20 protein-coding genes are annotated in these 25259 nt (G+C 61.5%); 3 read left to right on the top strand and 17 right to left on the bottom strand.

Features of this window, described 5'->3' with window-relative positions; genetic code table 11:
* Positions 1-57 precede the first annotated feature (57 nt).
* Complete coding sequence (locus ACA047_RS00470) at positions 58-789, bottom strand: carbonic anhydrase (RefSeq protein WP_497355690.1); 732 nt, start codon at positions 787-789, stop codon at positions 58-60.
* 207 nt (positions 790-996) lie between these two features.
* Positions 997-2055, bottom strand: a complete 1059-nt coding sequence (locus ACA047_RS00475) for a PA0069 family radical SAM protein (RefSeq protein WP_497355692.1) — start codon at positions 2053-2055, stop codon at positions 997-999.
* Positions 2056-2252: 197 nt separating this feature from the next.
* Between ACA047_RS00475 and ACA047_RS00480 the strand changes: the two genes are divergently transcribed.
* Entirely contained in the window at positions 2253-2912 is a 660-nt protein-coding gene (locus ACA047_RS00480; protein WP_497355694.1) for a phosphatase domain-containing protein, read from the top strand.
* Here the strand turns inward: ACA047_RS00480 and ACA047_RS00485 are convergent.
* The 3 genes from ACA047_RS00485 to prlC all read right to left on the bottom strand — a co-directional run bounded on the left by ACA047_RS00485 (position 2875) and on the right by prlC (position 7373).
* Positions 2875-4905 (bottom strand): M3 family metallopeptidase, encoded by a 2031-nt coding sequence (locus tag ACA047_RS00485; RefSeq protein WP_497355696.1) that lies wholly within the window; start codon positions 4903-4905, stop codon positions 2875-2877. The two genes, ACA047_RS00480 and ACA047_RS00485, sit on opposite strands and share 38 nt — an antisense overlap.
* A gap of 141 nt (positions 4906-5046) precedes the next feature.
* The gene (locus ACA047_RS00490) at positions 5047-5325 is read right to left on the bottom strand and encodes a YheV family putative zinc ribbon protein (RefSeq protein ID WP_047230061.1); all 279 of its coding nucleotides are present in this window, start codon (positions 5323-5325) and stop codon (positions 5047-5049) included.
* Positions 5322-7373: an oligopeptidase A gene (gene prlC / locus ACA047_RS00495; protein WP_497355698.1), complete on the bottom strand. Its 2052-nt coding sequence runs from the start codon at positions 7371-7373 to the stop codon at positions 5322-5324. The genes ACA047_RS00490 and prlC overlap by 4 nt, the downstream gene beginning before the upstream one ends.
* Positions 7374-7472: 99 nt before the next feature.
* Between prlC and ACA047_RS00500 the strand changes: the two genes are divergently transcribed.
* Together ACA047_RS00500 and ACA047_RS00505 are read left to right on the top strand one after the other, a co-directional pair.
* Complete coding sequence (locus ACA047_RS00500) at positions 7473-8018, top strand: gamma carbonic anhydrase family protein (RefSeq protein ID WP_497355700.1); 546 nt, start codon at positions 7473-7475, stop codon at positions 8016-8018.
* A 28-nt stretch (positions 8019-8046) separates the two neighbouring features.
* Positions 8047-8697, top strand: coding sequence for an HAD family hydrolase (locus ACA047_RS00505; protein ID WP_497355702.1), 651 nt, complete (start codon positions 8047-8049; stop codon positions 8695-8697).
* 112 nt (positions 8698-8809) lie between these two features.
* On the opposite strand, the gene ACA047_RS00510 is transcribed toward ACA047_RS00505, so the two are convergent.
* From ACA047_RS00510 to tssC, 12 genes are all read right to left on the bottom strand, one after another.
* A complete protein-coding gene (locus ACA047_RS00510; protein ID WP_497355704.1) occupies positions 8810-9088 on the bottom strand; it encodes a hypothetical protein in 279 nt (92 codons plus the stop codon).
* A 1-nt stretch (position 9089) separates the two neighbouring features.
* Positions 9090-13535: an RHS repeat-associated core domain-containing protein gene (locus ACA047_RS00515; RefSeq protein WP_497355706.1), complete on the bottom strand. Its 4446-nt coding sequence runs from the start codon at positions 13533-13535 to the stop codon at positions 9090-9092.
* A 12-nt stretch (positions 13536-13547) separates the two neighbouring features.
* On the bottom strand, positions 13548-13982 hold the full coding sequence (locus ACA047_RS00520) for a DcrB-related protein (RefSeq protein WP_497355708.1): 435 nt from the start codon (positions 13980-13982) through the stop codon (positions 13548-13550).
* An 18-nt stretch (positions 13983-14000) separates the two neighbouring features.
* Positions 14001-15938: a type VI secretion system Vgr family protein gene (locus ACA047_RS00525; RefSeq protein ID WP_497355710.1), complete on the bottom strand. Its 1938-nt coding sequence runs from the start codon at positions 15936-15938 to the stop codon at positions 14001-14003.
* 97 nt (positions 15939-16035) lie between these two features.
* Positions 16036-18714: a type VI secretion system ATPase TssH gene (tssH, locus tag ACA047_RS00530; RefSeq protein WP_497355712.1), complete on the bottom strand. Its 2679-nt coding sequence runs from the start codon at positions 18712-18714 to the stop codon at positions 16036-16038.
* A complete protein-coding gene (tssG, locus tag ACA047_RS00535) occupies positions 18707-19759 on the bottom strand; it encodes a type VI secretion system baseplate subunit TssG (RefSeq protein WP_497355714.1) in 1053 nt (350 codons plus the stop codon). The genes tssH and tssG overlap by 8 nt, the downstream gene beginning before the upstream one ends.
* Positions 19723-21582, bottom strand: a complete 1860-nt coding sequence (gene tssF, locus ACA047_RS00540) for a type VI secretion system baseplate subunit TssF (RefSeq protein WP_497355716.1) — start codon at positions 21580-21582, stop codon at positions 19723-19725. Before tssF ends, tssG begins: the two co-directional genes overlap by 37 nt.
* Complete coding sequence (gene tssE / locus ACA047_RS00545) at positions 21579-22091, bottom strand: type VI secretion system baseplate subunit TssE (RefSeq protein ID WP_497355718.1); 513 nt, start codon at positions 22089-22091, stop codon at positions 21579-21581. Before tssE ends, tssF begins: the two co-directional genes overlap by 4 nt.
* Complete coding sequence (locus tag ACA047_RS00550; protein WP_497355720.1) at positions 22085-22522, bottom strand: hypothetical protein; 438 nt, start codon at positions 22520-22522, stop codon at positions 22085-22087. Before ACA047_RS00550 ends, tssE begins: the two co-directional genes overlap by 7 nt.
* Positions 22522-22971: a type VI secretion system amidase effector protein Tae4 gene (locus ACA047_RS00555; RefSeq protein ID WP_497355722.1), complete on the bottom strand. Its 450-nt coding sequence runs from the start codon at positions 22969-22971 to the stop codon at positions 22522-22524. The genes ACA047_RS00550 and ACA047_RS00555 overlap by 1 nt, the downstream gene beginning before the upstream one ends.
* Positions 22972-23052: 81 nt before the next feature.
* Positions 23053-23541: an Hcp family type VI secretion system effector gene (locus tag ACA047_RS00560; protein ID WP_497355724.1), complete on the bottom strand. Its 489-nt coding sequence runs from the start codon at positions 23539-23541 to the stop codon at positions 23053-23055.
* A 208-nt stretch (positions 23542-23749) separates the two neighbouring features.
* Complete coding sequence (gene tssC / locus ACA047_RS00565; protein WP_497355726.1) at positions 23750-25246, bottom strand: type VI secretion system contractile sheath large subunit; 1497 nt, start codon at positions 25244-25246, stop codon at positions 23750-23752.
* Positions 25247-25259 lie beyond the last annotated feature (13 nt).

The raw sequence follows: 25259 nt of genomic DNA on the forward strand, positions 1-25259 counted from the left end.
GGCCCGACCGCGCAAATGGCGGCAAGGCTTGAACCATGCAAGGATGTTTAGGAGCGGTTAGAAGCGCGCCTTGGGCGTCGCCACCGGTATCGGATGGTTGCCATCGAGTGGCAGGAACCGGCCCTGGTCCGCGTCATAGGCTTTGATTTCGCTGGTTTCGATGTTGTACACCCAGCCATGGATGAACAACTGACCGTTGGCCATGCGCGAAGCCACCGAGGGGTGTGTTCGCAAATGCTGCAACTGTGCGATCACGTTCTCTTCAGTGAGGATGGGCATGATTTGTTTTTCGTCGCCGCACGGGCAGTTGTCGTGAACCATGGTCTTGGCCACTTCGGCGTGGCGCAACCAGGCTTTGACCGTGGGCATTTTTTCCAGGGTGTCCGGGTTGAGCACCGCACGCATGGCGCCGCAGTCGGAATGGCCACAGACGATGATGTGCTGCACACCGAGGGCCAGCACGGCGTATTCGATGGCGGTGGAGACGCCGCCGTTCATCTGCCCGTAAGGCGGAACGACGTTACCGACGTTGCGGGTCACGAACAGGTCGCCGGGGGAGCTATGGGTGATCAACTCGGGCACGATGCGCGAATCGGCGCAGGTGATGAACATCGCCCGGGGCGCCTGGGCGGTGGCGAGTTTCTTGAAGAGCTCTTCCTGCTGGGGAAAGATCTCGTGATGAAAATGCAAAAAACCGTCAACAATACGCTGCAGCGCTGCATCGGCGGTTTCCGCCTCGGGCTGGGCTGAAGCCGACACAGCCAACGGCTGTTTATCCTTGTCACTCATGATTCATCCTCTTTGAGACGCCAGTGGCTGGTTAAAAAACGTCCAGGCCGCAATGCTCGACCTGTCAGTCACTCGATGAACAAGGTATCGACCGAAACTTAACTCAAACTGAATCGAAGGCTCTAGGACGTATCTTACAAGGCATAAACAACGTGCTCTGCGCGTTTGTGCCACCGAGGTCCGAAACCAATTTAAGGTCAACTGTATTTAAATCAAGGACATCTGTCGGCCCGGCGGACAAAAGGCTTCGCAATCGAGATTGTAGCCTTCGCGTCGATCAAGCCCCACACGTTTGAGCGCCTTGGCGAAACGCTGGGCCAGCAGGTCGGCGAAGGGGCCTTCGCCGCGCATTCGTGTTCCGAACTGGCTGTCGTACAGCTCGCCGCCGCGGCTCTGGCGGACCAGGCTCAGAACATGGGCGGCGCGTTGCGGGTAGTGCGCCTGCAACCACTCTTCGAACAGCGGTGCCACTTCCAGCGGCAGACGCAACATGATGTAGGCGGCGCTCTGCGCACCGGCGGCATGGGCCTCGGTCAACAGGCTCTCGATTTCGCAGTCGTTGATCATCGGGATCATTGGCGAACACAGCACCCCCACGGGAATGCCCGCCTCGCGCATGACTTTTATCGCCCGTAACCGCGCCTTGGGCGCTGCGGCGCGAGGTTCGAGAATGCGCTTGAGCTCATCGTCCAGGGTGGTGAGGCTGATCATCACTGCCACCAGGCGCTGTTGCGCCAGTTCGGTCAGCAGGTCCAGGTCGCGCAGAATCAGCGAGCCCTTGGTCACAATGGTCACCGGATGACGGTAGCGCAGCAGCACCTCCAGGATCCTGCGGGTGATTCGCTGCTCGCGTTCGATGGGCTGGTAAGGGTCGGTATTGGAGCCCAGGTTGATCGGCGCGCATTGATAGCCACGCTTGGACAGTTGTTCCTCCAGCACATCGGCAGCGTTGGTCTTGGCGATCAGCTTCGTTTCGAAGTCCAGCCCCGGCGACATGTCCCAATAGGCGTGGCTGGGCCGCGCATAGCAGTAAATGCAGCCGTGTTCACAGCCCCGGTAGGGATTGATCGAGCGATCGAAAGGAATATCCGGTGACGTATTGCGGGTGATGATGGTCTTCGCCATTTCGATGCGCACTTCGGTGCCTTGGGTTGGCGGTACTTCCTGATACCAGCCGTCATCTTCGACCACCGAGCGACTCGGGGCGAAGCGGTTGTGCGGGTTGGTAGCGGTGCCGCGGCCGCGTGGTGGAAGGGGGGCAGGCATGGGAATACTCCGATTGCTGTATGTGCATACAGTATTCGCTGTATTTAATTTAGGCCAGTGCCATTCAGCAGCCCGACCAGGTGCTGGAATACCCCATGCATCCTCTTCACGACGCTTTGACATTTGGCTCACAGGTTTTTAACCGGCTCGAGCCGAAACTAGGCGCCTCGAACTCCTTCGTTTTCGGTCGCGCGCGCATGCTTAAGCTCTGTTCCCGTTCGTTGCTCTGCCTGGCCTTGCTCAACGTGTTTGCCATGTCCCAGGCCCTGGCGGCCGATTTGGCTGAGGCAAGGCCTGCCGAATGGGCCCAACCGGTGGAAATGCATTACAACCTTTATCAGATGTCGCCAACGCTTTACCGCAGTTCCTTGCCGGACGGCGGTGCCTTACCCTTGCTGACGAAACTCAATATCGGCACGGTCATTACATTTCTGCCTGAATCGGATGCGAGCTGGTTATCCACGCCTGGCATCCAGCAGGTGCAGTTGCCTTATCGCACCAACCATGTCGACGACAGCGACATACTCAGAGCCTTGCGCGCCGTCCAGGTTGCCGAGGCCAACGGCCCCGTGCTGATGCACTGCAAGCACGGCTCGGACCGCACCGGTTTGGTGGCGGCCATGTACAGGGTGGTCGTACAGGGTTGGAGCAAAGAGGACGCACTGAACGAAATGAGTGAAGGCGGCTTCGGTGACAGCCATCACTTCAAGGATGGCATCCGTTACGTGATGCAGGCCGATGTCGAAAAACTCCGCGTTGCATTGGCGAACGGCGATTGCAGCACCAGTGTGTTTGCTCTTTGCTCCCTGAAAGGCTGGGTCAATTCAACCACGACGGCGGCTCACCTTGACCCTTAGGTCGCACTTCTGCGCGGTGATCGGGGGTGTGCCTGAAAAAGACCGCGATGGATTCAGACAGCGGGCGTGAGTCGCCCGGGCCGAATATTGTTTCGCGCAACGCCCGGCCTGTTGTCGCGTTGAACAGTCCGTCGCGCTTGAATCTTTGGAACACGGTCATGGCCAATTCCTTCGACCAGGCGTAGGTGTAAATTCTGGCCGCGTAGCCGGTCACCATGTAGTCCAGGCCATTGGGCCAGCGTTCGTTCGCGAACACGGGCAAATGCCCTACTTGTGCACTGACTTGATCGAATACTTGCTGGGCGGTACGCCCGTCGCCGTGGGTTCGGTGCAACGCCATATCAAATAGCGCGTTGCGCAAAAGGGTAGCGGTTTCCCAACTGGCCTGGGTATTGGCGAAGGTCAGCAACTGATCGGCGACTTCGTCAGGCATCGCCGCCCCGGTTTGGTAATGCTTTGATATACGAACCAGGCATTGCTTGGAGAAGCACCATTGTTCGAACAACACCCCCGCAAACTCGGAAGTGTCGCGCGATAGATCCGTGATGCCCGAAACGTCGCGATATTCCGCCCGGGTCAATACATGGTGCAAACAATGGCCGAATTCGTGGAAGAGGATTCGCAGTTGCAGGTGGTCGAGCAACACAGGGTTTGCCTCTGAGCCGCGCGGCAGCCAGCCATGCAGGACGGCGATGGGGTGCCGGGGCCGTCCCTCAGCGGTGACGTGTCGGTTTCGTAGGGTGGTGGTATTAGGGAAACCGTCTCGATTCGCATCTTCGAACGGATCGAAATAGATGTAACCAATGACCTCTCCCCACTCGCGGACTTCAAAAAGACGCACGTCCGGGTGCCAGGTAGCCACATCATCACGTTCGATGAAGTTCACCCCGAACAACTCCCTGGCGATCAGCAGAAGCTGTGAAAAAGTTGATTCCAGCGCAAACCAGGCACTTAGCGCTTGCTTGGAAATTCCCGCCGTGTGCTGACGAAGCTTTTCCGTCAGGTACGGGTAGTCCCAAGGTTGGAGCTCGCTGAAACCTTGTTTTGTGGCAAACGCCTTGAGCTGTTCAGCGTCCCGGACGAAAACGCTTTGTTGCAGTTGCAGCTGTTCTCGCAAGAACGCCAGAACCTGCTCGGGGGACTCGGCTTGCTCCGGTTCGAGCACCATTTGAGCGTAATTCGAATAACCCAGCAGGGTGGCGAGCTGGTGACGGTCCCTGAGCAATTGACCAAGTACTTCGCCGTTGTCGAACACGCCGGCATGCGGCCCTTGATCCGAGGCGCGTGTGCTGTAGGCAATGTACATTTGCTTGCGCAAGGCGCGATCGTCAGCGTAACGGGTGACGATGCGAAACGACTCCTCATTGAGCTTGAGCAACCACCCTGTGAGCCCGCCTTCACGCGCCTGGTCGGCCATGCGTTGTTTGAAGGACGATGGCAAGCCGCTCAATTGAGCTTCATCGTCAAACGCTTTGCTCCAGGCTCTGTTGGCCTCTTGCAAGAGTTCCAGGAACAAGAACCGGGCGCCTTGGATACGTAGCTTCAGATCTTCCACATCTGCCTGTGAGGGGGGGGGAGGTAACCCGCTCTGGCGAAATTGCCGCAGGATTTTTTCCAACGCTTTTTTTCTCGCCGGCTCGAAAAGCCTGGCTATCTGGCTGTCGGCCAAGCGCTGGTAGAGTTGATACAGTTTGGGATTGTGCTTCAGCGATCCCTGGAACGCCTGCAGCCGTGCGCTGCAGTCGAGCGAAGCCTGCGCCCAGGCGGCGTCGGTCCTGGTTGAGGTCAAACGGTCCAGCACGTAGCCGAACCCCTTCAATCGTGCGTGTATTTCATCCATGGTCAACACCAGGTCGTCCCAGGTGGGAAACGGTGTTTGGGTCTTGATGATCTCGGCCACCTGATAGTTGCTTTCGGCAATGATCTGATCGAGAGCGGGTGAAAAATGTTCGGCTTGGATCAGCGAAAAAGGCGGCAGGTCATAGGCCTGCAACAGCGGATTGTCATCGGTGGGCATGGGGCAATCTTCCTGTCAGTCTGTAGGTGAAAACAGTCTGGGCAGGAAGGTGTGGCGCCTGGCGGTATATATGTATCGCTTCCGGGCCTGGCGACCCGGAAGGTGATACCGAATAATTCAGTCGGTTTTTTTCTTCAACTTGGGATTAGGAAAAAACTGCACCGCCTGAACCTTGGCGTCCGGCACCTTAAGCGCCGACGTATTGACCCGGGTGCCCAACTCCTTGGGCACCGACAGACCTTGCTCATTGAGCGTGTCGGAATAACCGCAGGCCACACATTCACGGTGCGGCACGCCGTCTTCGTTCCACATCATCAACTTGTCCGGCTCGCTGCACGCCGGGCAGACCGCCCCGGCGATGAAGCGTCTTTTGGTAATCACAGGCCCCTCACTCATGCTGCCGCGTCCTCGGTGAGGCCGCTATGGCGCAAGAGTGCGTCAATCGACGGCTCACGACCACGGAAGTCGACGAACAGCACCATCGGCTCCTGAGAGCCGCCACGGGCCAGGATGGCCTCACGGAAGGCGCGCCCGGTGTCGGCGTTGAGCACGCCATCCTCTTCGAACTTGGAGAATGCATCGGCCGACAGCACTTCCGCCCATTTGTAGCTGTAATAGCCCGCCGCATAACCACCGGCGAAGATATGGGCGAAGCTGTTGGGGAAACGGTTGTAGGCCGGTGGACGCATCACCGACACCTCGTCGCGCACGCCTTCGAGCACTTGCAGCACGCTGCGGCCGTCGCCGTGGGTGGCGTGCAGCTCGAAGTCGAACAGCGAGAACTCCAATTGGCGAACCATCATCAGGCCGGACTGGAAGTTTTTCGCCGCGAGCATTTTTTCCAGCAGGTCTTGGGGCAGGGGTTCGCCGGTTTCGTAGTGCCCGGAAATCAGCGCCAGGCCCTCGGGCTCCCAGCACCAGTTCTCCATGAACTGGCTTGGCAGTTCCACGGCGTCCCAGGCCACGCCGTTGATGCCCGACACGCCGGCGTGTTCGACGCGGGTCAGCAGGTGGTGCAGGCCATGGCCGAACTCGTGGAACAGGGTGGTGACTTCGTCATGGGTCAGCAGCGCGGGTTTGCCGCTGTCGGCCGGGGTGAAGTTGCACACCAGGTTGGCGACCGGGCTTTGCAGTACGCCATCGAACGTGCGACGACGGTCGCGGGCGCCGTCCATCCAGGCGCCGCCACGCTTGTTGGCGCGGGCATAGAGGTCGAAGAAGAAACGGCCGACGTGCTGGCCGTTCTCCTTGATTTCAAACAGACGCACGTCTGGATGCCAGGTGTCGAAACCTTTCAGTTCGGCGATCTCGATGCCGTAGAGGCGTTGCACGATGGCGAACAGACCGCTCAATACTTTGTCGATCGGGAAGTACGCGCGCAGGGCTTCCTGAGCGACGCTGTAACGCTGCTGGCGCAGCTTTTCACCGTAGAACCCGCTGTCCCAGCTTTGCAGGTCAGGGCAACCCTGTTCGGCGGCGTAGGCCTTCAACTGTTCCAGGTCCTGGGCGGCAAACGGTTTGCTACGCTTGGCCAGGTCGCGCAGGAAACTGAGCACCTGATCGCTGGATTCGGCCATTTTGGTCGCCAGGCTCAGTTCTGCGAAATTGGCGAAACCCAGCAGGTGGGCCAGTTCCTGACGCAGGTCGAGGATGTCTTCCATCACCGGGCTGTTATCGTTCTGACCCGCATTCGGGCCTTGGTCCGACGCGCGGGTGCAATAGGCGGCGTAGACTTCTTCACGCAGGGCGCGGTCTTCGGCGTAGGTCATTACCGCGTAGTAGCTAGGGAATTCCAGGTTGATCAGCCAGCCGTCCAGCTCTTTGGCTTGGGCGGCCGCGGCCATTTGTGCCTTGGCCGAATCGGTCAGGCCGGCGAGGGTGGCTTCGTCGGTGACGTGCTTGGTCCAGGCCTGGGTCGCGTCCAAGAGTTGATTGGAGAAGCGGCTGCCCAGTTCGGACAGCTTGCTTTGCACCTCGGCGTAGCGCTTCTGCTGTTCGGGCGGCAGGTCGATGCCCGACAGGCGGAAATCACGCAGGGAGTGTTCCAGAATGGTTTTTTGCGCCACATCGAAACCGTCGGCTTCGGGGCTGCTCGCCAGGGCCTCGAAGGCCTGGAACAACTCGCGGTTCTGGCCCAGTTCGGTGGAATAGGCACTCAGGGCCGGCAGGCAGGCCTCGTAGGCTTCGCGCAGTTCGGGGCTGTTACGCACGGCGTTGAGGTGGCTCACTGGGCTCCAGGCGGCGCCCAGACGATCGTTGAGCTCGTCCATCGCCAGCACCAGGCCGGCCCAGGTAGGCTGCTGGCCCTGGGTTTTAAGGATCTGGGCGATGGCGGCACGGTTGTCAGCCAGAATTTGCTCGATGGCCGGTTGCACGTGTTCGGCACGGATCGCCGAGAACGGCGGCAGGTCGTAGGACTGCAAAAGAGGGTTGTTCACGCTCACGGTTGACACCTTGGCTGGAAGAAACATGGGCCCATCTTAATTACAATCGACGTTCACCGCAGCTAGCAGCCGCTATCAGCCAAAAAGAGAGAGCCTATCGTGACCCTTCGCACGTACCAGAATCACAGCCCACGGCTTGCCCGGGGCGCTTTCGTCGACAGCACCGCGGTGGTGATCGGCGACGTTGAAATCGGCGAAGACAGCTCCGTCTGGCCGCTGACAGTCATTCGCGGCGACATGCACCGCATTCGTATCGGCGCCCGCACCAGCGTCCAGGATGGCTGTGTGCTGCACATCACCCACGCCGGCCCCTTCAACCCCGATGGCTTCCCGTTGCTGATCGGCGACGACGTGACCATCGCCCACAAGGTCATGCTCCATGGTTGCTCCGTGGGCAGCCGGGTCTTGATCGGCATGGGCAGCATCGTCATGGACGGCGCTATCGTTGAAGATGATGTGATCATCGGTGCCGGCAGCCTCGTACCGCCGGGCAAGCGGCTGGAGAGCGGCTTTTTGTACGTGGGCAGCCCGGTGAAACAGGCCCGGCTACTGACTGACAAGGAGCGCGCCTTTTTCACCTACAGCGCGGCGAATTACGTGAAGCTCAAGGATCTGCATTTGGCTGAAGGCTACGACCAGATCTGAATCGTCCCGCCATTGCCCAGGAATTTTCATGCATTACCAGACCGTACTGTTCGACCTCGATGGCACCCTCACCGACCCTCGTGAGGGCATCACCCGTTCGATCCAGTTCGCCTTGAGCAAACTGGGCATCGACGAGCCCGACCTGACCCGCCTCGAGCACTTCATCGGCCCGCCGCTGTTGCAGGCTTTTATGCAGTTCTATGACTTCGACGAAGCGAAGGCCTGGGACGCGGTGGGTTTCTATCGCGAACGGTTCAAGGTCACCGGGCTGTACGAAAACCGGGTCTTTGACGGCGTGATGCCGCTGCTGGAAACCTTGGGCGGCCAGGGCCGACAGCTGTACATCGCCACCTCCAAGCCTTGGGTCTTCGCCCGGGAAATCGCCCGCCACTTCGACTTCGCCCGTCACTTCAAGGTGATCTACGGCAGCGAACTGGACGGCACCCGCACCGACAAAGTCGAGCTGATCGCCCACCTCATCGCCGAAGAAGGCCTCGACCCGGCCAACACCCTGATGATCGGCGACCGCAAACACGACCTGATCGGCGCCCGCAGTAATGGGCTGGATGCGGCGGCGGTGGGGTATGGGTTTGGCAGTTATGAGGAGTTGAGTGCGCAGAGCCCGGCGTATCACTTTGAGACGTTGGAGGAGTTGCATCGGGCGTTTTTGCGGGGTTAGTCATATTGCCATCGCGGGCAAGCCTTGCTCCCACAGAGCTGCACCCAGAATGGGTGGGTTAGCCTGTAGGAGCAAGCTCCCTCGCCACAAGGGTTCTTCACCTAGTGGATGGTTACGGCATGCTCATCAAGGCCATTTTCAGGCGATTGATCAGCTTCGGCGTCTTGAGGCAATCGGCGGGTCGTTTGTTGCCCAGGGCAGGCACGGTCTGTTCCAGCCACCAGAACCCTTCCTTGAGTCCCCTTTTGCCGTAGAGCACCACCGCCATGTCGAGGTGGTCGTCCATGGCCTTGGCCAGCGTGCGGGCGTTGTCGTCGAGGTAGTCCTCTTCGTACAAGCGCACGAAAGTTTGCCAAGCGGCATCGCCGACGTATTCGTCTTCCAGTCCCATTTTAAAAACCTGCAAAGGAAATCAAGTTGCTGCCGGTCGGGTTTCGCGCCGATGGCGCCAGGATCCCATCATAACCATTGGCCTTGGCCCAGGCACCGATTTGATGGGTCTGGGTGTATTTGTCGCCGGTAATGCTCTTGAGGGAAACGCCCAATTGCTTACGCACGTCAGCCCGGGTCAAATCCAGGACGTTGTTGAGCTGCACTTTCTTGCTTACCAGCACCCGGGTGGACAGATCCACACCCCAGTGATTGACTTCGCCCATGGCGGTCTTGCGTGAGTTGGCGCCATAGACACCACCCAGTCCGGGGGCGGTGTAACGGTGTCTGGATGCAACGTTCCACTTGTGGGCGGTCCAGGTCGTGCTGATCCGCCCTGGCTCTTCAAAACGATAAACCGTGCGGTTGACCTTGCGGCCCTTGGGGGGCGTCGAGCATTTCATCAAGCCCGAGGGGTCGATCCAGCTCACCGGGTTTGGCGCGTACTGGTAGAGGTTCAGCCCACCCGCCAAGCCGATGGGGTCGGGTGTAGTGAAGCGGCCGATGTCCGGGTCGTAGAAGCGCAGGGTGTTGTAGTGCAGGCCGGTTTCCCGGTCCAGGTATTGGCCCTGGAACCGCAGGTTCTGCTCTTCTATGTAATACGGTTCGCGCAGCTCTTCGACGGTGTTGCCCCACACCTGATAGCGGGCCCGCCAAAGTGTGTGGCCGTCGGCTTCCGAGAGTTGTTCGGGCAGGCCGTTGAAGTCGTTGTGGTAGTAACGGATTTTCTGGTGTTCACCCAGGCCGTCGACCCTTGCCAGCGGTTCGTGACCGTCATCGGCGTAGATGTAGAGGCTGGTCTGGCTATCGCGGTGCTCTTGCAGCAACTGCAACGCATCCCAGGTGAAGCGGGTGCGGCTGAGCAGGGTGGCATGGCGGTTGTATTCGGCTTTTTCGATGCGCCGCCCCAGCGGGTCGTAGGTCATTTTCACGACCGAGCCGTTATCGTTGTGAACCTCCACCAAACGCTGTTCGGCGTCGTAGCGCATGCGCTGGACACCGCGCTGGGCGCTGCGCTTTTCCACCATGCGGCCGAAACCGTCATAGCGGTAGCGCTTGTCCTGATAGGTCAGCAAACGGTTATGGGCGACCTGGCCGGTGCCCAGGCTATCGAGCAAGTTGGCGGCCGGGTCATAGGCGAAGCCTTCACGCTGGCCCTGGAGGTTGTCCTGGCTGGCGAGAATGCGGCCGGTGGCGTCGTAGTGCAGCAGTTGGCGATGAGAGGCGTCAGGCTGGCTGTCGAAGCGTTCCACCAGTTGGTCGCTGCTGTCATAGCCAAACAGCGATTGCGCCGCCGGCGGCAACAGCGCGGACTGGCCCTGTTGCCGGCGCTGGCGGGCGCGCAGGCGACCACTGCGGTCGTATTCGCTGCGGGTGCTGAGGCGCCCTTGGGTGCGCAGCACTTCACGGTGCAGGCGGTCGCGTTCGAAGTCGCTGATGACCTGGCCGTCGAGGTTGATCTGGTGCAAGTGGCCGCTGCCGTAATGCAGGCGGTTCAGCCAGCGGCCATCGGGGAGCTGCGTCTGGGTCAGGTTGCCCAGCTCATCGTAGCGATGCTCCAGGCGTCCGGCCCAGCCTTGCTCGGCGATCAGTTGCCCGAGCGCGTCGTAGCTCAAGCCGATGCTTTGCTGCTCACCGGTAAGCGCGGTGAAGGTGATGGCGTTGACCTGATCGAGCGCGTCATAGCGATATTCGGTGCGGCCGTCCTCGGTGATTTTGGCCACCAGCCGGCCCATCGCATCGCGTTCCAGCGCATGGATGATCGGTGCCTGCGGTGAGAGGTCCAGGTCGGTGCTGCCAGGAACGGCGAGCGCCTCCACGCGGGTGACGTTGTCCAGCGGGTCGTAGGCGTAGCGCTTGAGGCTACCGTCCAGGCTGTGCTGGGCGGTCAAGCGGTCGGCGGCGTCCCAGGCAAACCGGTAGCGCTCACCGTTTTCGTTGGTCAGCGCCAACAGGCGGCCATAGTTGTCGTAGCTCAGTTCCACCCGGCGGCCATGGGCGTCGGTACGCACGCGCAGTTGCCCGGTCAGGGTGTGCTGGAAATGCGTGGTATGCCCGGCGGGGTCGCTGTAGCCGATCAACTGGCCGCTCGCATCGCGCTGGTATTGCTCGGTGCGTCCGTCCGGCAATTGCTTGCTCAGCAGCCTGCCTTGGTCGTCATAGCTGAAAAGCGTTCGTTCCCCCAATGCGTCGGTGCTGCTGAGCAACAGCCCGCGTTCGCAATAACTGAACCGCGTGGTGTAACCGGAACAATCGGTGTGTTCGCTGAGCTGGCCAAGGGGCGTCCAGCGCATGGTTTTGCGTTTACCGGCGGCGTCGATGACTTGCACCACCTGACCGTGGTCGTCATGGCGGTAGCGGGTGACGTTGCCCAGTGGATCGGTTTCGCGAATGCGGTTGCCACGGGCGTCATAGCGGTACTGCCAGGTATTGCCCGCGGCATCGGTTTCGGTCAGGGGCAGGGCCCAATGTTCGAGCCACAGCGTTGACTCGCTGCGTCCGAGCGGGTCAGACGTTTGACAAAGGTTACCCGCTTCGTCGTAGCTGAATTGATGCTGCCCGCCGTTGGGAGCGGTCGCCGCCACCAACTGGCTTTCGTCGTTCCACTGGAAGGCCCAGGTACGGCCCAGGGCATCGATGGCTTCGGTGACTTGATAGCGCGTATCCCAGCGACGGGTGCTGATGCGGTTCAAACCGTCGGTGATGCGCGTAGTCCCGGCAGCCAGGTCATAGTCGAAGGAGTAGGTGTCCCCCTCGTCGGTCCAGTGCCGGACCACCCGCCATTCGCGATCTTCGATCCAGGCCCATTCGTAGAAACAGCGCAGCCCGGTGGGCAGTTGGTGTTCCACCATGCGCCGTCCGGCATCGTAGGCGTAGCGGCGTTTCACCTGACCGTTGGACTGACGGACTTCGGCCAGATCGCCCTGGGTGTCGTAGCCGTAGTGCATCAGCACTTCACGGCGTTGATCGGCGTAGAGCCGGTCGATGCGGCTGACCCGCTGCGGCCAGCGCTCGTGGTACACCAGCGCGATGCGGGTCAGGTCGAAGGTGTCTCGCAGCTGTACCAACCGACCGGTGTCGTCGTAGTCGAGGTAAATGCGGTTGTCGTTGCGGTCGCCCAGCTGACTCAGGCGCAGCGACGGCGCACGGCCCGGGGTCGGCTCGAACAGTCGGTACAGCCCGTCTGTGCTGTCGATCAGCAATTCACCGTTGGCGTGCCGCCGTACGCTGAGCCCTTCCCCGGGGCTGAACACGGCGCCGCCCAGGGGAATGGTGCCCATGTCGATGCGCCGGCCCTGTTCGTCGGTGTAGACCAGCGTTTCACCGCCCTCCGGGTGAGGCAGGATTTCTACGCGCACTTCGTAGCCCACGCTCCAACCCGCACCGAACAAGCCTTCACGGCGCTCGTCGCGGCTGTTGTAGAAGCGTTGCCAGTCGATCGGCAAGATGCCCGGCAGGACGAAGTCCATCTCCTCCACATCGCCCAGGACTTTAGCCCCGGTGGCGGCATGCACCGGGTTCGACGAGCCCATGGAGGCATTGGCCGCGGCACCTATAGCGCTGCTGACCACCATGGACGCCGCGCCGCCGATCAGCATGCACGGCAGGTTACTGAGGAATTTACCTTTGCCGCCCTTGAGCATCAGCAGTGCGGTGACGGCCAGGCCCACGCCCGGGGTCTTGCCACTGCGGATCTCGCGCACCACCACCGAGCCGCCGCCAATGGTCACGTCAGATGAAATCAACCCGGACGACACGACCTTGGCATCGCAGGTACTGCGGTCGCCGCTGCGCACGGCGGGCTGGCCGTTGATGGTGACTTTGTCCGAGCCTTCGGCCAGAAACTGCGGCGGCATCGGCGGATGCTTCATGCAGACGACCATGTCCAGCGGCTTGGGCACGGCGCCGGGGGCAGGCGTGGCGACGGTGGGGCGCCACATCTGCGAAAAGAAGTTTTCAGCCATGTCCAGATAACTGGGTTCGGCTTGTGGCTCGGGCTCTTCAAGCTCGGTGCCCGCCGGCGCGACGTGGGACTGAATCGCCCCGGCTGCACGGGCCGCAGGAATGTTGTTGGTGAGGGTGTTGGTGGAGCCGGTGAGGATGTTGGCCTGCACCGTGGGCGGGAAGAGGGCGTTGCCAATGCCCTCGCAAATATTACTCAGCCCCTTGTCGGCACCGGTTTTACTCATGGCCAGGCCAACCACGGCGCCCACTACCGCGCCGAGCAGCAAGCAACCCAACCCGCCGGTGACAACCGTGATGCCCGTGGCAGCGACCACGGCAGCCGTTGCCACGGCGGTGATCGCAATATTGGCCGCCACCTCCAGCACGCCGCCGAGAATATCGGCCATCATCGAGGTGTGGTCCAGCGCATCGCCCAGCCGGGCGGCCCAGAGTGCGTCAGACATGCAGGTCGCTCATCAGGCCGGCACGTCAAACAATAACGAACCCTTGATCGTCGCCCAATGCGCCGCCTCGGCATCGCCGAGTTTTTCCGCTTTTACATAGCTCAGGGCAAGCATCTTGCGGGTGCCCGGCAGCACCAGGGCCAACTGGAACTGGAAGACCTTTTCGTTGCCCTTGTTGAACTGGCTGCGCAGCTCGATGGCTTCGACTTCCTGGCTGGCGCCTACGCGCACGGTGGCGCCCGGTTGGCAGCGCAGGTCCTGGACTTGTTTTTCCAGGCGCTTGAGCTGGTCGTCGAGGTTGCTTTGCAGGGTTTCATCCTCGGCCAGCAAGCTGCGGCTGACGATCAAGGACGTGCCCAGCTCGGGGAACTTGAGGATGTTGATCGTCGCGTCCAGCAATTCGCTGGGCGGCAGCTGGAGCTGGAATTCATTGAGGCGGTAAGTCATGGCGCAGAAATCTCGAGGTTAGCCCTTGGGTGCAGGGAACGCGGCTTGGATGTTGGCATCGATGCTGCCCTTGACGCCCTGGCCATCCGGCGTGGCCCCGGGGCCGCCGCCGTTGTTCAGGTGCAGCACGCCGCCGGTGTTGAACTCGGCGTCGCCGCTGGCGTAGAAGCTGATTTGCACACCGGTCAGGTTGATCTGGCCGCTGGCGTTGAGCTCCAGGATGCTTTCGCCGCACACCAGGCGCAGGTTCTCGCCCACTTCAATGACGTAGCTCTGGCTGATGCTGTCGGTCTTGCGTTGGCCCACGGACAGGATGTCCTCCTGCTTGACGATGCGCAGGCGGTTGTTGCCGATGGTCACCGTCTCGTTATTCCCAATGCTCTTGTTACGGTCGTGGCCCACCGAGTGGCTTTCATCCACCTCGACCACGATGTCCTGGTTACGCTCGGCATGGATGTACAGCTGCTCGGCGCCTTTTTTGTCTTCCATGCGAATTTCGTTGAAATTCGCCGGCGTGCCGCCCTTGCTCGAACGGCTTTTCATGCCGCTCTGCGTCGCGTTTTCCGGCAAATCGTAGGGCACGGTCTGTTCGGCGTTGTAGACGCGACCGGTGATGATCGGCCGGTCCGGGTCGCCCTCGAGGAAGCTGACGATCACTTCCTGGCCAATGCGCGGGATCTGCATCGAGCCCCAGTTTTTCCCGGCCCACGATTGCGACACGCGAATCCAGCACGAGCTGTTTTCGTTGGACTGGTCGTGACGGTCCCAGTAGAAGTGCACCTTCACCCGGCCGAACTGATCGGTCCAGATTTCCTCACCTTTGGGGCCCACCACCAACGCGGTCTGCGGGCCTTTGACGATGGGGCGGTGGGTGTTGGGCAATGGGCGATAGCTTTGTTGGGCGTCGATGCAGGTCAGGCTGCTTTCGAACTGTGCCGAAGGCGCGCCGCCGCCGGTTTCGCCGCTTTCCTGGGAGATGTAATAGCGGGCGCCGACGATCAGGTATTCGCGGTTCTGGTCCTGGCGGGTGAAGCCGGTGAGGCTGAACAAATGACCTGAGCCCAGGCCCCGGGCGTTGCCGGCCAGCTCCACTTGTTCGTGCAGGGTCTGCAAGGCTTCGATGCGGGTGCGGGCGTAGTGTTCGCCGTCCTCGCTTTGCACGTAGGTGCCGGGGTAGTCGTACAGCGGATAGTCGCCGGCGGTGTGCGGGCGCGGCATGGCCGAGCGCACGTCGATGCGCGCGCTGGGGCGTTGGAAGTCATAGTCGTTGAGTTCCAGCGAACCGGGCTGGACTTCCTGGGCCAGGTGCCAATCGTGGATGTGGTCGCGCTCGCGCTGCTGTTCATTCTTGGGGTAGTAGGGCACCGACGCGTAGCCGGGCGCGTTGGCGTGAGCGCCGTAGGCATCGGCCAGCACCAGCACATGACGGCCTTGCTCATGGCGGAAGAAGTAGTAGATCCCTTCCTGCTCCATCAGGCGGCTGACGAAATCGAAGCTGGTTTCGCGGTACTGCACGCAGTATTCCCACTCACGGTAGGGGCGGCTCAGGGCATCTTCGAAGTCGGAAAAGCCCAGGTCGCGGAACACCTGCTTGATGATCTGCGGGAGGGTCAGGTTCTGGAAAATCCGGCAATCGGAGGTGCGAGTCAGCAGCCACAACCAGGGCCGCAGCGTGGCCTGGTAACTAGCGAACTGGCCCTGGTCGATGTTCTGGCTGCAACGGGCAACGATGCCATGGAAATGACGCTCGCCACCGCCGTCCAGCTGCAGGCTCACGCACATGGGTTTGCCGAGCAACTGGTTGAGGTCGATGGCGTTGTCCAGCGAGTGCAGCTGCAACTCATAGTTGAACAGCCGCCCCAGCTCTTCGCCACCGCCCATGTCCTTGAGCAGCAGCACCTCCGGCCCCAGGGGGCTGGTGATCTTTGCCAGGCGTGAGGCTTGGTTGAATAACATCGAGTGTCCCGTGCAAGTTGTAATAGCTGAAGGAACCGAATCTCCACTGTGGGAGCGAGCTTGCTCGCTCCCACAGGGTTATCTGTGTTCCGTCAGATCAGGCCGCGTCGCTGAAGTCGTACTGCAGTTCGTTATCCCGGGCGCTGATCCGCACGCCGGCCAGCGCCTTGCCTTCGAGCATGCGGGTCAGGAACTCGCGGCTCATGTCCGGCAGCAGGCTGTTGGTCAGGATGGTGTCGATCATGCGTCCGCCGCTTTCGGTTTCGGTGCAGCGCGAGACGATCAGGTCGATCACCGCGTCGTCGTAGTCGAAAGCCACTTTGTGGGTGTTTTCCACGCGCTTCTTGATGCGGTTGAGTTGCAGGCGGGTGATGGCCTTGAGCATCTCGTCGCTGAGCGGGTAGTACGGAATGGTCACCAGGCGGCCCAGCAGTGCCGGCGGGAAAATTTCCAGCAGCGGCTGGCGTAGGGCCTTGGCGATTTCTTCGGGCTCGGGCACGTTCTGCGGGTCCTTGCAGACCTGGGCAATCAGCTCGGTGCCGGCGTTGGTGGTCAGCAGGATCAAGGTGTTCTTGAAGTCGATCACGCGGCCTTCACCGTCCTCCATCACGCCTTTGTCGAACACTTGGAAGAAGATTTCATGCACGTCCGGGTGGGCTTTTTCCACCTCGTCCAGCAGCACCACGCTGTACGGTTTGCGCCGCACGGCCTCGGTCAACACGCCGCCTTCGCCATAGCCGATGTAGCCCGGTGGCGCACCCTTGAGGGTAGACACGGTGTGGGCTTCCTGGAACTCGCTCATGTTGATGGTGATGACGTTCTGTTCGCCACCGTACATGGCTTCGGCCAGGGCCAGGGCGGTTTCGGTCTTGCCCACGCCGGAGGTGCCGGCGAGCATGAACACGCCAATCGGCTTGCTCGGGTTGTCCAGGCCGGCGCGGGAGGTCTGGATGCGTTTGGCGATCATCTGCAAGGCATGGTCCTGGCCGATGATGCGTTTCTTCAGGTGCTGGTCGAGGTTGAGCACGGTTTCCAGTTCATTGCGGGCCATGCGGCCCACCGGGATACCGGTCCAGTCAGCCACCACCGAGGCCACGGCCTGGTAATCCACGGTCGGCAGAATCAATGGGGTTTCGCCTTGCAGGGCCGTGAGGCGCTGTTGCAGATCCACCAATTTCTCTCGCAGGGCGTGGCTGGTTTCGCTGCCGTCCTCGCTGTCCACCACGCCAACGCGTTCGCGCAGGGTGGCGCGGGTGGCGAGCAGTTCGTCCACCAGGGTTTTCTCTTCGGCCCAGCGGTTCTCCAGCTCGGTCAGGCGTTCACGCTCGGCGCTCAGCAGGTTTTCGCTCTGGGTCTGGCGGGTGCCGATGGCGATGCCGATGGCGTGTTCACGGGCGATGATTTGCAGCTCGGTTTCCAGCGCTTCGATGCGCCGACGGCTGTCGTCCACTTCGGCCGGCACAGCGTGCAGGCTGATGGCGACGCGGGCGCAGGCGGTGTCCAGCAGGCTCACGGATTTGTCCGGCAGCTGGCGCGCGGGAATGTAGCGATGGGACAGTTTGACCGAGGCTTCCAGGGCTTCGTCGAGGATCTGCACCTGGTGGTGTTTTTCCATGGTCGAGGCCACGCCGCGCATCATCAGCAGCGCTTTGTCTTCCGACGGCTCGGCCACCTGCACCACTTGGAAACGACGGGTCAGGGCCGGGTCTTTTTCGATGTGCTTCTTGTACTCGGCCCAGGTCGTGGCGGCCACGGTGCGCAAGGTTCCGCGGGCCAGGGCCGGTTTCAGCAGGTTGGCTGCGTCACCCGTACCGGCGGCGCCACCGGCACCCACCAGGGTATGGGCTTCGTCGATGAACAGGATGATCGGTTTTGGCGAGGCTTGGACGTCTTCGATGACCTGGCGCAGGCGTTGTTCGAATTCACCTTTCATGCTCGCCCCGGCCTGCAACAGGCCGACGTCGAGGCTGCGCAGTTCCACGTCCTTGAGGGACGGCGGCACGTCACCGGCGACGATGCGCAGGGCAAAGCCTTCGACCACGGCGGTTTTACCCACGCCAGCTTCGCCGGTGAGAATCGGGTTGTTCTGCCGGCGACGCATGAGGATGTCCACCAGTTGGCGGATCTCTTCGTCGCGACCGACGATGGGGTCAAGCTTGCCGCTGCGGGCCTGCTCGGTGAGGTCGACGGTAAAGCGCTTGAGGGCTTCCTGTTTGCCCATGGCGCTGGGGGCCATGGCGCCGCTGGCCTCGCCAGGCACGGCACCGGCGTTGAAACCATCGCTGGCGGTCAGGGCGTTTTCCGGGGAGTCGCCGACGTATTCGTCAAAGCGCTCGCTCAGGGCTTCGACCTTGACCTTGTCGAACTCCGACGACAAGCCCAGCAGCGCATGGCGCAGGCTTGGGGTCTTGAGAATGCCCAGCACCAGATAACCGGTGCGCACCTGGCTTTCGCCGAACATCAGGCTGCCATAGACCCAGCCGCGCTCCACGGCTTCCTCCACGTGGGAAGACAGGTCGGTGATGGAAGTCGAGCCCCGTGGCAGACGGTCCAGGGCTTCGGTCAGGTCGCGGGCCAGGCGCGCCGGCTCGATATTGAACTGGCGGATGATGCGGTGCAGGTCCGAGTCCTGCAGTTGCAGTAATTGGTGAAACCAGTGGGCCAGTTCCACATAGGGGTTACCGCGCAGCTTGCAGAACACGGTGGCGGCTTCGATGGCTTTGTAGGCCACGCTGTTGAGTTTGCCGAACAACGCGGCGCGACTGATTTCACCCATGCTCATGGCTCCTTGAGGTCTGTGAGGTGTTGGCCTGTTCGGCGTAATGCCTGGCCAGTATTAAATCGTTGGTATCTGTTTCGGGGCGCCCCAGCCAGGTGTTGAACCCCAGGCGGAAACGGCCGTTGAGTTGTAGCGCCGGGACTTCGGGCTGTTCCAGGACCAGGTTCAGGTCCCAGTCCAGTTCATGGCCCAGGTATTCGGCGACCCATGCCACCAGCTCATTGAACGGTTGGCTGCCGGGCAACATGCCCATGTAGTCATCCAGCTTGAGCGGTCCCAAGCGAACGCGGAACTTGTGCTGGCGATCCCACACGTAGCGGCCCAGGCAGAAGTCCACGCCCAGCTGATGGGCACTGACGCCCACGCGGCTGCGCTCTGGCAGCTCCAGCCATTGGCCGACGTATTCTTCGATCTCCACCGGCAGGCCGAAGTACTCGCTGAGGATGGCCTTCAAGCCGTCCGGGTAGCGGGTTTGCGCCGACAGGTGGCCGCTGTAGTGCAGCTTCGCCGTGTCGGGGATCAGCCCTTGCTTGAGCAGGCTCGGCATGCCTCGGCCGCTGAGTGCAGCCAGGCGCGCCGACCAGTAGTCGTCGTCCGGGCGGTCGTGGCTGACCGTCGGCCGCGCTTCGGCCCAGGCCCGGTAGAACAGGCTGAGCAGGCGATGGTGGAACACATCCAGAAAGCGTTTGCTAGTGCTGTCGGCGTTGTTGCGCTGACGTTCGCGCACGTACTCGGTGATGTGCAGCGGCATCGGGCCGTTGGGGCCGCCGAGGCCGAAGAAGAACTGCTCCAGGCGTGCCGGCGCGCCGTCGATGCCCGGTTGCACCGAGGCCAGGGTGGCCGGGGCGAAGGTGCACTCGGCCTGTTGCCCCAGACGCAGCGGGTCATCGGCCAGGCGCAACGAATGGCCCAGGCGCGGCAGCTCAGGGGATTCGCACTCGATGCGCCGCAACGCCTGGAAGAAGTCGTATTCCCAGGGTTCCTGGTGCATCGCGTCCAGGGTACTCACAGGGTCGGACGACGTCCGGGCTTGGCTTTCCATCGCATGATCTCGCCGCGTTCGGTGGTACGGATCACCGTCTCGGTAAAACTGTTGATCGACACGTAGCGTGCCAGGAAGCGCTCGAACACCGCGCCGAGCAGGAACACCCCGGTGCCGCGAAACGCGTTTTCATCGAACTCCAAAGTGATTTCCAGGCCACGACCAAACACAATCGGGCCGGGCATCGGCAAGCGTCGGGTGCAGGCTTTGCTGCTGACTTCGCGCAGGCCTTCGATCTGCAACTGCAAGGCCGCATCGTTGCTGTCGCCGTACAGGCGCAGCAGCTCGCGCAGGGCGGCTGCGCCCTGGCCTTGTTCGCTCAGGGACAAGTAGTTCAGCGATAGCTGGCTGATCAAGCGCCAGGCCTTGGCATCGTGGGCGTGGCTGGCCCGCGGACGACTCGGCCCGGCCACGCAGCGCACCGCCGCAACGGGCGCGCTGTCGGCCAGGGTGAAATCGGTCTTGCCGTTGCCCACGCTCATGAACAGCGGCAGGTCGCGGTTGGTGCACAACGCCGTCACGCCCAGTTGGCGCAGGTCGTGGCGATAGGGCGCCTGCTGGCTGTCCACCAGGCTGACGAAGGTTTCGCTGCCGATGTAGGTCGAGCGCGGCCCGTTGCGTCGTTGGTCGCTGGACAATACCCGCGGCTCACGGCGCACCGTGTAATAGGCCAGGTCGCGACCGTATCGAGACGGATCGCGTACGGCATAGAACGGCAGGAACGGTTGCTCCGGCCCGGTACCGTGGCCGGTGAGGCCGGTCAGCGAATGAACTTCGAAATCCATCGGCCGGGTGCGGTCGGCGATCACGTGGTGTTCGTTGACCCGTTCCGACAGGTGGATGCGGTCCAGGCGCTTGGGAAACAGGTTGATGGCCGGGGTGCAGAACGGCAGGAACTGCGCGGCACCGACACTGCCTTCCAGGCTCGGGTCGTGACGGTCGAACAACACGATCAGCTCCAGTTCCTGGCCGTCGCAGCGCTTGACCGCCCGGCTCAGTTGGGTGAAGTCGACAAACAGAAAACGGTGGGGCAGGGCGAAGTATTCCTGCAACAGGCGGTAGCCCTGGAAGGCCCGTGACACCACCGGCAGCGCGGCGTCGGCGTCATCGAAGCCGCGTGAGCGCAGCGCGTCTTGCGGCAGGCGTTCCACCCAATCTCCACCGGGCTGGCGGGCGAACACCGCGCAGGCGTTGCCCAGCAGTTGCTCGTAGAGGCGGAAGGGCTGTTCGTCGGCGCCGCTGAGGTACAGCGGTAGGTTGTCCAGGGTCAGGCTTTTGAACGGCAGTTCGGCGCCGGTGCGCAGGGTCAGGCGCAGGCCGGCCTTGGCCTTCGGCTCGCTGGCGGCCAAGCGCCCGAGCACGGCGGACGGGTTGCCGAAGTACTCGGCCTGGCTGACCTGCAGTGGCCACAACGTCACCGCGTGGGCGATGCGGTACTCGCAGCAGGTCTGGGTTTCGCGCCCCAGGGCGGCGCGCATGACGGTGTCCCGTGGCAGCGCAAAACCGCTGCTCAACGAGCCTTCATCCGGGTCGGCCTGCAGTTGCACCACGGTCATCGACGGCGTTGGCGCCAGGTAATGAGGGTAGGCGATTTCCAGCAGGTTGTGGGTGAAGGTCGGGTACTCAGCGTCGAGTTTGAGCTGCACCCGCGCTGTCAGATAGGCGAACCCTTCCAGCAAACGTTCGACATACGGGTCGGCGCAGTCCATGCCGGACAACGTCAGCCGACTGGCGATCTTGGGGTATTCCTTGGCGAACTCCGCCGCGCTTTCGCGCACGTGGTGCAGTTCCTGGTTGTACAGCTCCAGCAGGCGCGGGTTCATGGGCGCCTCCGCTGGTCGGCGTTGACCACACGCACATGCCCGGACTCCAGGTCCAGGTCGGTTTGCAGCATCAGGCGCAATGGCACGGGTTGAGCCCAAAGATCGCCTTCGATTTCGAAACTCAACGCGTTGTGGTTCATCTCGGCCGTCGCCCGGGCTCGCACCCGCAAAGTGTGACGCAGGATGCGCGGTTCGAACGTGGCAATGGCCTGGTGAATCAGCGCTTCCAAGGCTGGGATGTCGACGTTCGACGCGCTGTTGCCGGCCAGTGCCGGCAGCCCGAAATTGACCACCGAAGTACCCGCCGGGGTGTGCAGCGTTGCGTCGGCATCGAGTAACGAAGTGGTGTTGAGTAACCACGCCAGGTCGCGCAGCACCGAGGCTTTCAACTGGGTGAGCGACAACACGCGCTTGTCGGCGCTTTCCTTGGGATTGGTCGGATCGTCGTCGGTCAACCGGTCCAGCAGGGACGGTTGCAGGCGATCGCGGGTGGCGATTTCGGTTACCACCGAAAGAAACCCGTATACATTTTTTGATCCCACTGGCCAGGGCCGCAGGAGGCGAATTGGTTAACATCCGAGAGCTCAAACGTTCCCTTGACCTGGCGCACTGCCTGGAGCTTAGTCAGGCAATCGCGGCTGGGAGCTGGCATATGTTCACTGCGCTCAACCATAAAGATCGGCACCTGGTTAAAAGTCTCGACGCGCAATTGTCGATCCTGGTTCAGGCTAAACTGGCAAGGCCACTCTATGTCGAGCGACAGGTGGCTCTTATCGGGTTTGACGATCGTGCAGCGACCTTGGTCGTTGATCAAACTCACGGGCTGCCCGACAAAAACCGCCTGTGTGAATGCTGCTGGAGTGTCTGCTTTTTGCTCGGCGCATGCGCTCAGGCTGACGAGGCTTGCCGTCAGTGCTGAAAAGAACAAGAGACTACGCATCACGCAAGCTCCCAGAACCAAATGGCTTTCGAACGCGAGAACAGGTCACCACTTTTGGTCAAGCCACGGTTCCACAGGTCGATATGGTCTCCGGTAGGTCTGCCGGCAGTGTCGCTACTTTGCTGATAGCAGTCTTTGAAGAAGATGATTCCAGTCTTGCCCATCAGCGTCGTGTGGTCTACCACGCTGTTGGTGTAGATCTTCGGCGGGCCGAGGCGGTTCTTCTTCCATAGCCAATTGGCCAATGACTCCGCGCCGCGGGCATGTCCATGGGCGCATAGAGGATCCAGCGTATAAGTCGATGAGTTGACCGGTAAGGTCTTTTCCCCGCACAAGGCGATGCTCATCCGGATGGCGCACTGGTTGATATAAGGACCATCGCAAGCCGGAGTGGCGGACGGGTAGGGAGGATAGCTGTTCCACAAATTGATAAACGAAGGCTTGGCCATGACTCAGATACCGGGTGGGAAAGGAATGGATTCGAGCAAGCACCAAACACCCCCGGCGCGCGGCACCGGGGGCGTGTTCGATCACACCTTGACGTTCTGACGGATGTTCCAGCCGAACTTGACCGGCCCGCCTTCCTTGGTGCCGTCGGCTTTTTGTGGCTGGTAGTCCACCAGCACCTTGGCGAAGTTCAGGGTGACGTTTTCGGTCAGGCGATCATCGCTGCCCGAGCCGCCGGTGCTCAGGGACGTGACCAACACTTCTTCCAGGTTGATGATCATGTACTCGACCTGGCTTTCACCGCCGGCCTTGCGCACGGTCAGCTTGACCTTGTCGATGTGCTTGCCGCTTGCGCAGTGCATCATCAGGTTCGGCGAAGCCTTGTCGACGTACTTGGTCAGCGACAGGTCCTGGACGTTGACCTTGCCCGCGCCACCGCCGCCGCCCACGTGCATGTTGCCGGACTGGGACATGCCCCAGCTCCAGTTCAGGACGTCGATCTCGTCCTTGTGGGCCTTGTCCATGGACTCGCCCTTGATGTCGCCGATCTTGATGAAAATATCAACAGCCATGTTTTCTCCCTGTGTGGTCTCTACCACATTGTTTGATTGACGCCGACCTTGCGAAATATCGTTGGATGTCAGTCAGGACACGGAACCTGTGGGAGCGGGCTTGCTCGCGAATGCGTCGGGTCAGCCGACATCAACGTTGAATGATCAACCGCATTCGCGAGCAAGCCCGCTCCCACAAAGGGGCGAGTCCTTTCCAACAAAACCTCTTTTACGCGCCCTTGGCCGAAGGCAGTTTCGATACCAGGCGCAGCGACACGGTCAGCCCTTCGAGCTGATAGTGCGGGCGCAGGTAGAACTTGGAGTTGTAGTACCCCGGGTTGCCTTCGACTTCTTCGACAATCACTTCGGCCGCTGCCAGTGGATGCTGGGCCTTGGTGGTCTCGGTGGAGTGCGCCGGGTCACCGTCGACGTAGTTGAGGATCCAGTCCTGCAACCAGCGCTGCATCTCGTCCTTCTCTTTGAAGGAGCCGATCTTGTCGCGCACGATGCACTTCAAGTAGTGAGCGAAACGGCAGGTGGCGAACAGGTACGGCAGGCGCGCGGCCAGGTTGGCGTTAGCGGTGGCGTCCGGGTCGTCGTATTCGGCCGGTTTCTGCAACGACTGGGCGCCGATGAACGCGGCGAAGTCGGTGTTTTTCTTGTGCAGCAGCGGCATGAACCCGTTTTTCGCCAGTTCCGCTTCACGGCGGTCCGAAATGGCGATTTCGGTTGGGCACTTCATGTCCACGCCACCGTCGTCGGTCGGGAACGTGTGCGCCGGCAGGTTTTCCACTTCACCGCCAGACTCCACGCCACGGATGCGCGAGCACCAGCCGAAGTGTTTGAACGAACGGTTGATGTTCACCGCCATCGCGTAAGCGGCGTTGGCCCAGGTGTACTTGGAGCTGTCGGCGCCGTCGGTGTTTTCTTCGAAGGCGAAGGCTTCTACCGGGTCAGTCTTGGCGCCGTAGGGCAGGCGTGCCAGGAAGCGCGGCATGGTCAAGCCGATGTAGCGCGAGTCTTCCGATTCACGCAGCGAACGCCAGCCGGCGTATTCCGGTGTGGTGAAGATTTTGGTCAGGTCCCGTGGGTTCGACAGTTCCTGCCACGAGCCCATGCCCATCACGGTTGGCGATGCCGCGGCAATGAACGGGGAGTGCATGGCGGCGCAGACTTTCGACAGCTCGCCCAACAGTTCCACATCCGGTGGCGACTGGTCGAAGTAGTAGTCGCCTACCAGGCAGCCGTAAGGTTCGCCGCCGAACTGGCCGTATTCTTCTTCGTACATCTTCTTGAAGATCGGGCTCTGGTCCCACGCGGTGCCCTTGAATTTCTTCAGGGTCTTGTGCAGGTCGGTCTTGGAGATGCTGAGCACGCGGATCTTGAGCTGCTCGTCGCTCTCGGTGTTGTTGACCAGGTAGTGCAGGCCACGCCAAGCGCTTTCCAGTTGCTGGAAGTCGGGGTGGTGGATGACCTGATTGACCTGGGCGGTGAGCTTGGCGTCAATGGCGGCGATGATCGATTCGATCGACTTGATGGCGTCGTTGGACACCAGGTCAGTCTGCGCCAGGGCCTGTTCGGCCAGCGTGCGCACGGCGGTCTCGACGGCTTCGCGGGCGCGTTCGGTCTTGGGTTTGAATTCTTGCATCAACAGCGAGGCGAACTCGCTGGGGACTTCAGTGGTGCCCAGGGGCTGGGACTGATTTTCACGTACTGATTCGGTCATGATCGTGGGTCCT

It is taken from the genome of Pseudomonas sp. LBUM1664 (genome assembly GCF_059695895.1).

Coding starts and splice junctions, on each gene's coding strand:
- ACA047_RS00525 (WP_497355710.1), bottom strand. CDS start 15,938: ATGTTATTCAACCAAGCCTCACGCCTGGCAAAGATCACCAGCCCCCTG.
- ACA047_RS00515 (WP_497355706.1), bottom strand. CDS start 13,535: ATGTCTGACGCACTCTGGGCCGCCCGGCTGGGCGATGCGCTGGACCAC.
- tssF (WP_497355716.1), bottom strand. CDS start 21,582: ATGAACCCGCGCCTGCTGGAGCTGTACAACCAGGAACTGCACCACGTG.
- ACA047_RS00505 (WP_497355702.1), top strand. CDS start 8,047: ATGCATTACCAGACCGTACTGTTCGACCTCGATGGCACCCTCACCGAC.
- ACA047_RS00555 (WP_497355722.1), bottom strand. CDS start 22,971: ATGGCCAAGCCTTCGTTTATCAATTTGTGGAACAGCTATCCTCCCTAC.
- ACA047_RS00560 (WP_497355724.1), bottom strand. CDS start 23,541: ATGGCTGTTGATATTTTCATCAAGATCGGCGACATCAAGGGCGAGTCC.
- ACA047_RS00470 (WP_497355690.1), bottom strand. CDS start 789: ATGAGTGACAAGGATAAACAGCCGTTGGCTGTGTCGGCTTCAGCCCAG.
- ACA047_RS00490 (WP_047230061.1), bottom strand. CDS start 5,325: ATGAGTGAGGGGCCTGTGATTACCAAAAGACGCTTCATCGCCGGGGCG.
- ACA047_RS00475 (WP_497355692.1), bottom strand. CDS start 2,055: ATGCCTGCCCCCCTTCCACCACGCGGCCGCGGCACCGCTACCAACCCG.
- ACA047_RS00550 (WP_497355720.1), bottom strand. CDS start 22,522: ATGCGTAGTCTCTTGTTCTTTTCAGCACTGACGGCAAGCCTCGTCAGC.
- tssC (WP_497355726.1), bottom strand. CDS start 25,246: ATGACCGAATCAGTACGTGAAAATCAGTCCCAGCCCCTGGGCACCACT.
- tssH (WP_497355712.1), bottom strand. CDS start 18,714: ATGGGTGAAATCAGTCGCGCCGCGTTGTTCGGCAAACTCAACAGCGTG.
- ACA047_RS00520 (WP_497355708.1), bottom strand. CDS start 13,982: ATGACTTACCGCCTCAATGAATTCCAGCTCCAGCTGCCGCCCAGCGAA.
- ACA047_RS00480 (WP_497355694.1), top strand. CDS start 2,253: ATGCTTAAGCTCTGTTCCCGTTCGTTGCTCTGCCTGGCCTTGCTCAAC.
- ACA047_RS00510 (WP_497355704.1), bottom strand. CDS start 9,088: ATGGGACTGGAAGACGAATACGTCGGCGATGCCGCTTGGCAAACTTTC.
- tssG (WP_497355714.1), bottom strand. CDS start 19,759: ATGGAAAGCCAAGCCCGGACGTCGTCCGACCCTGTGAGTACCCTGGAC.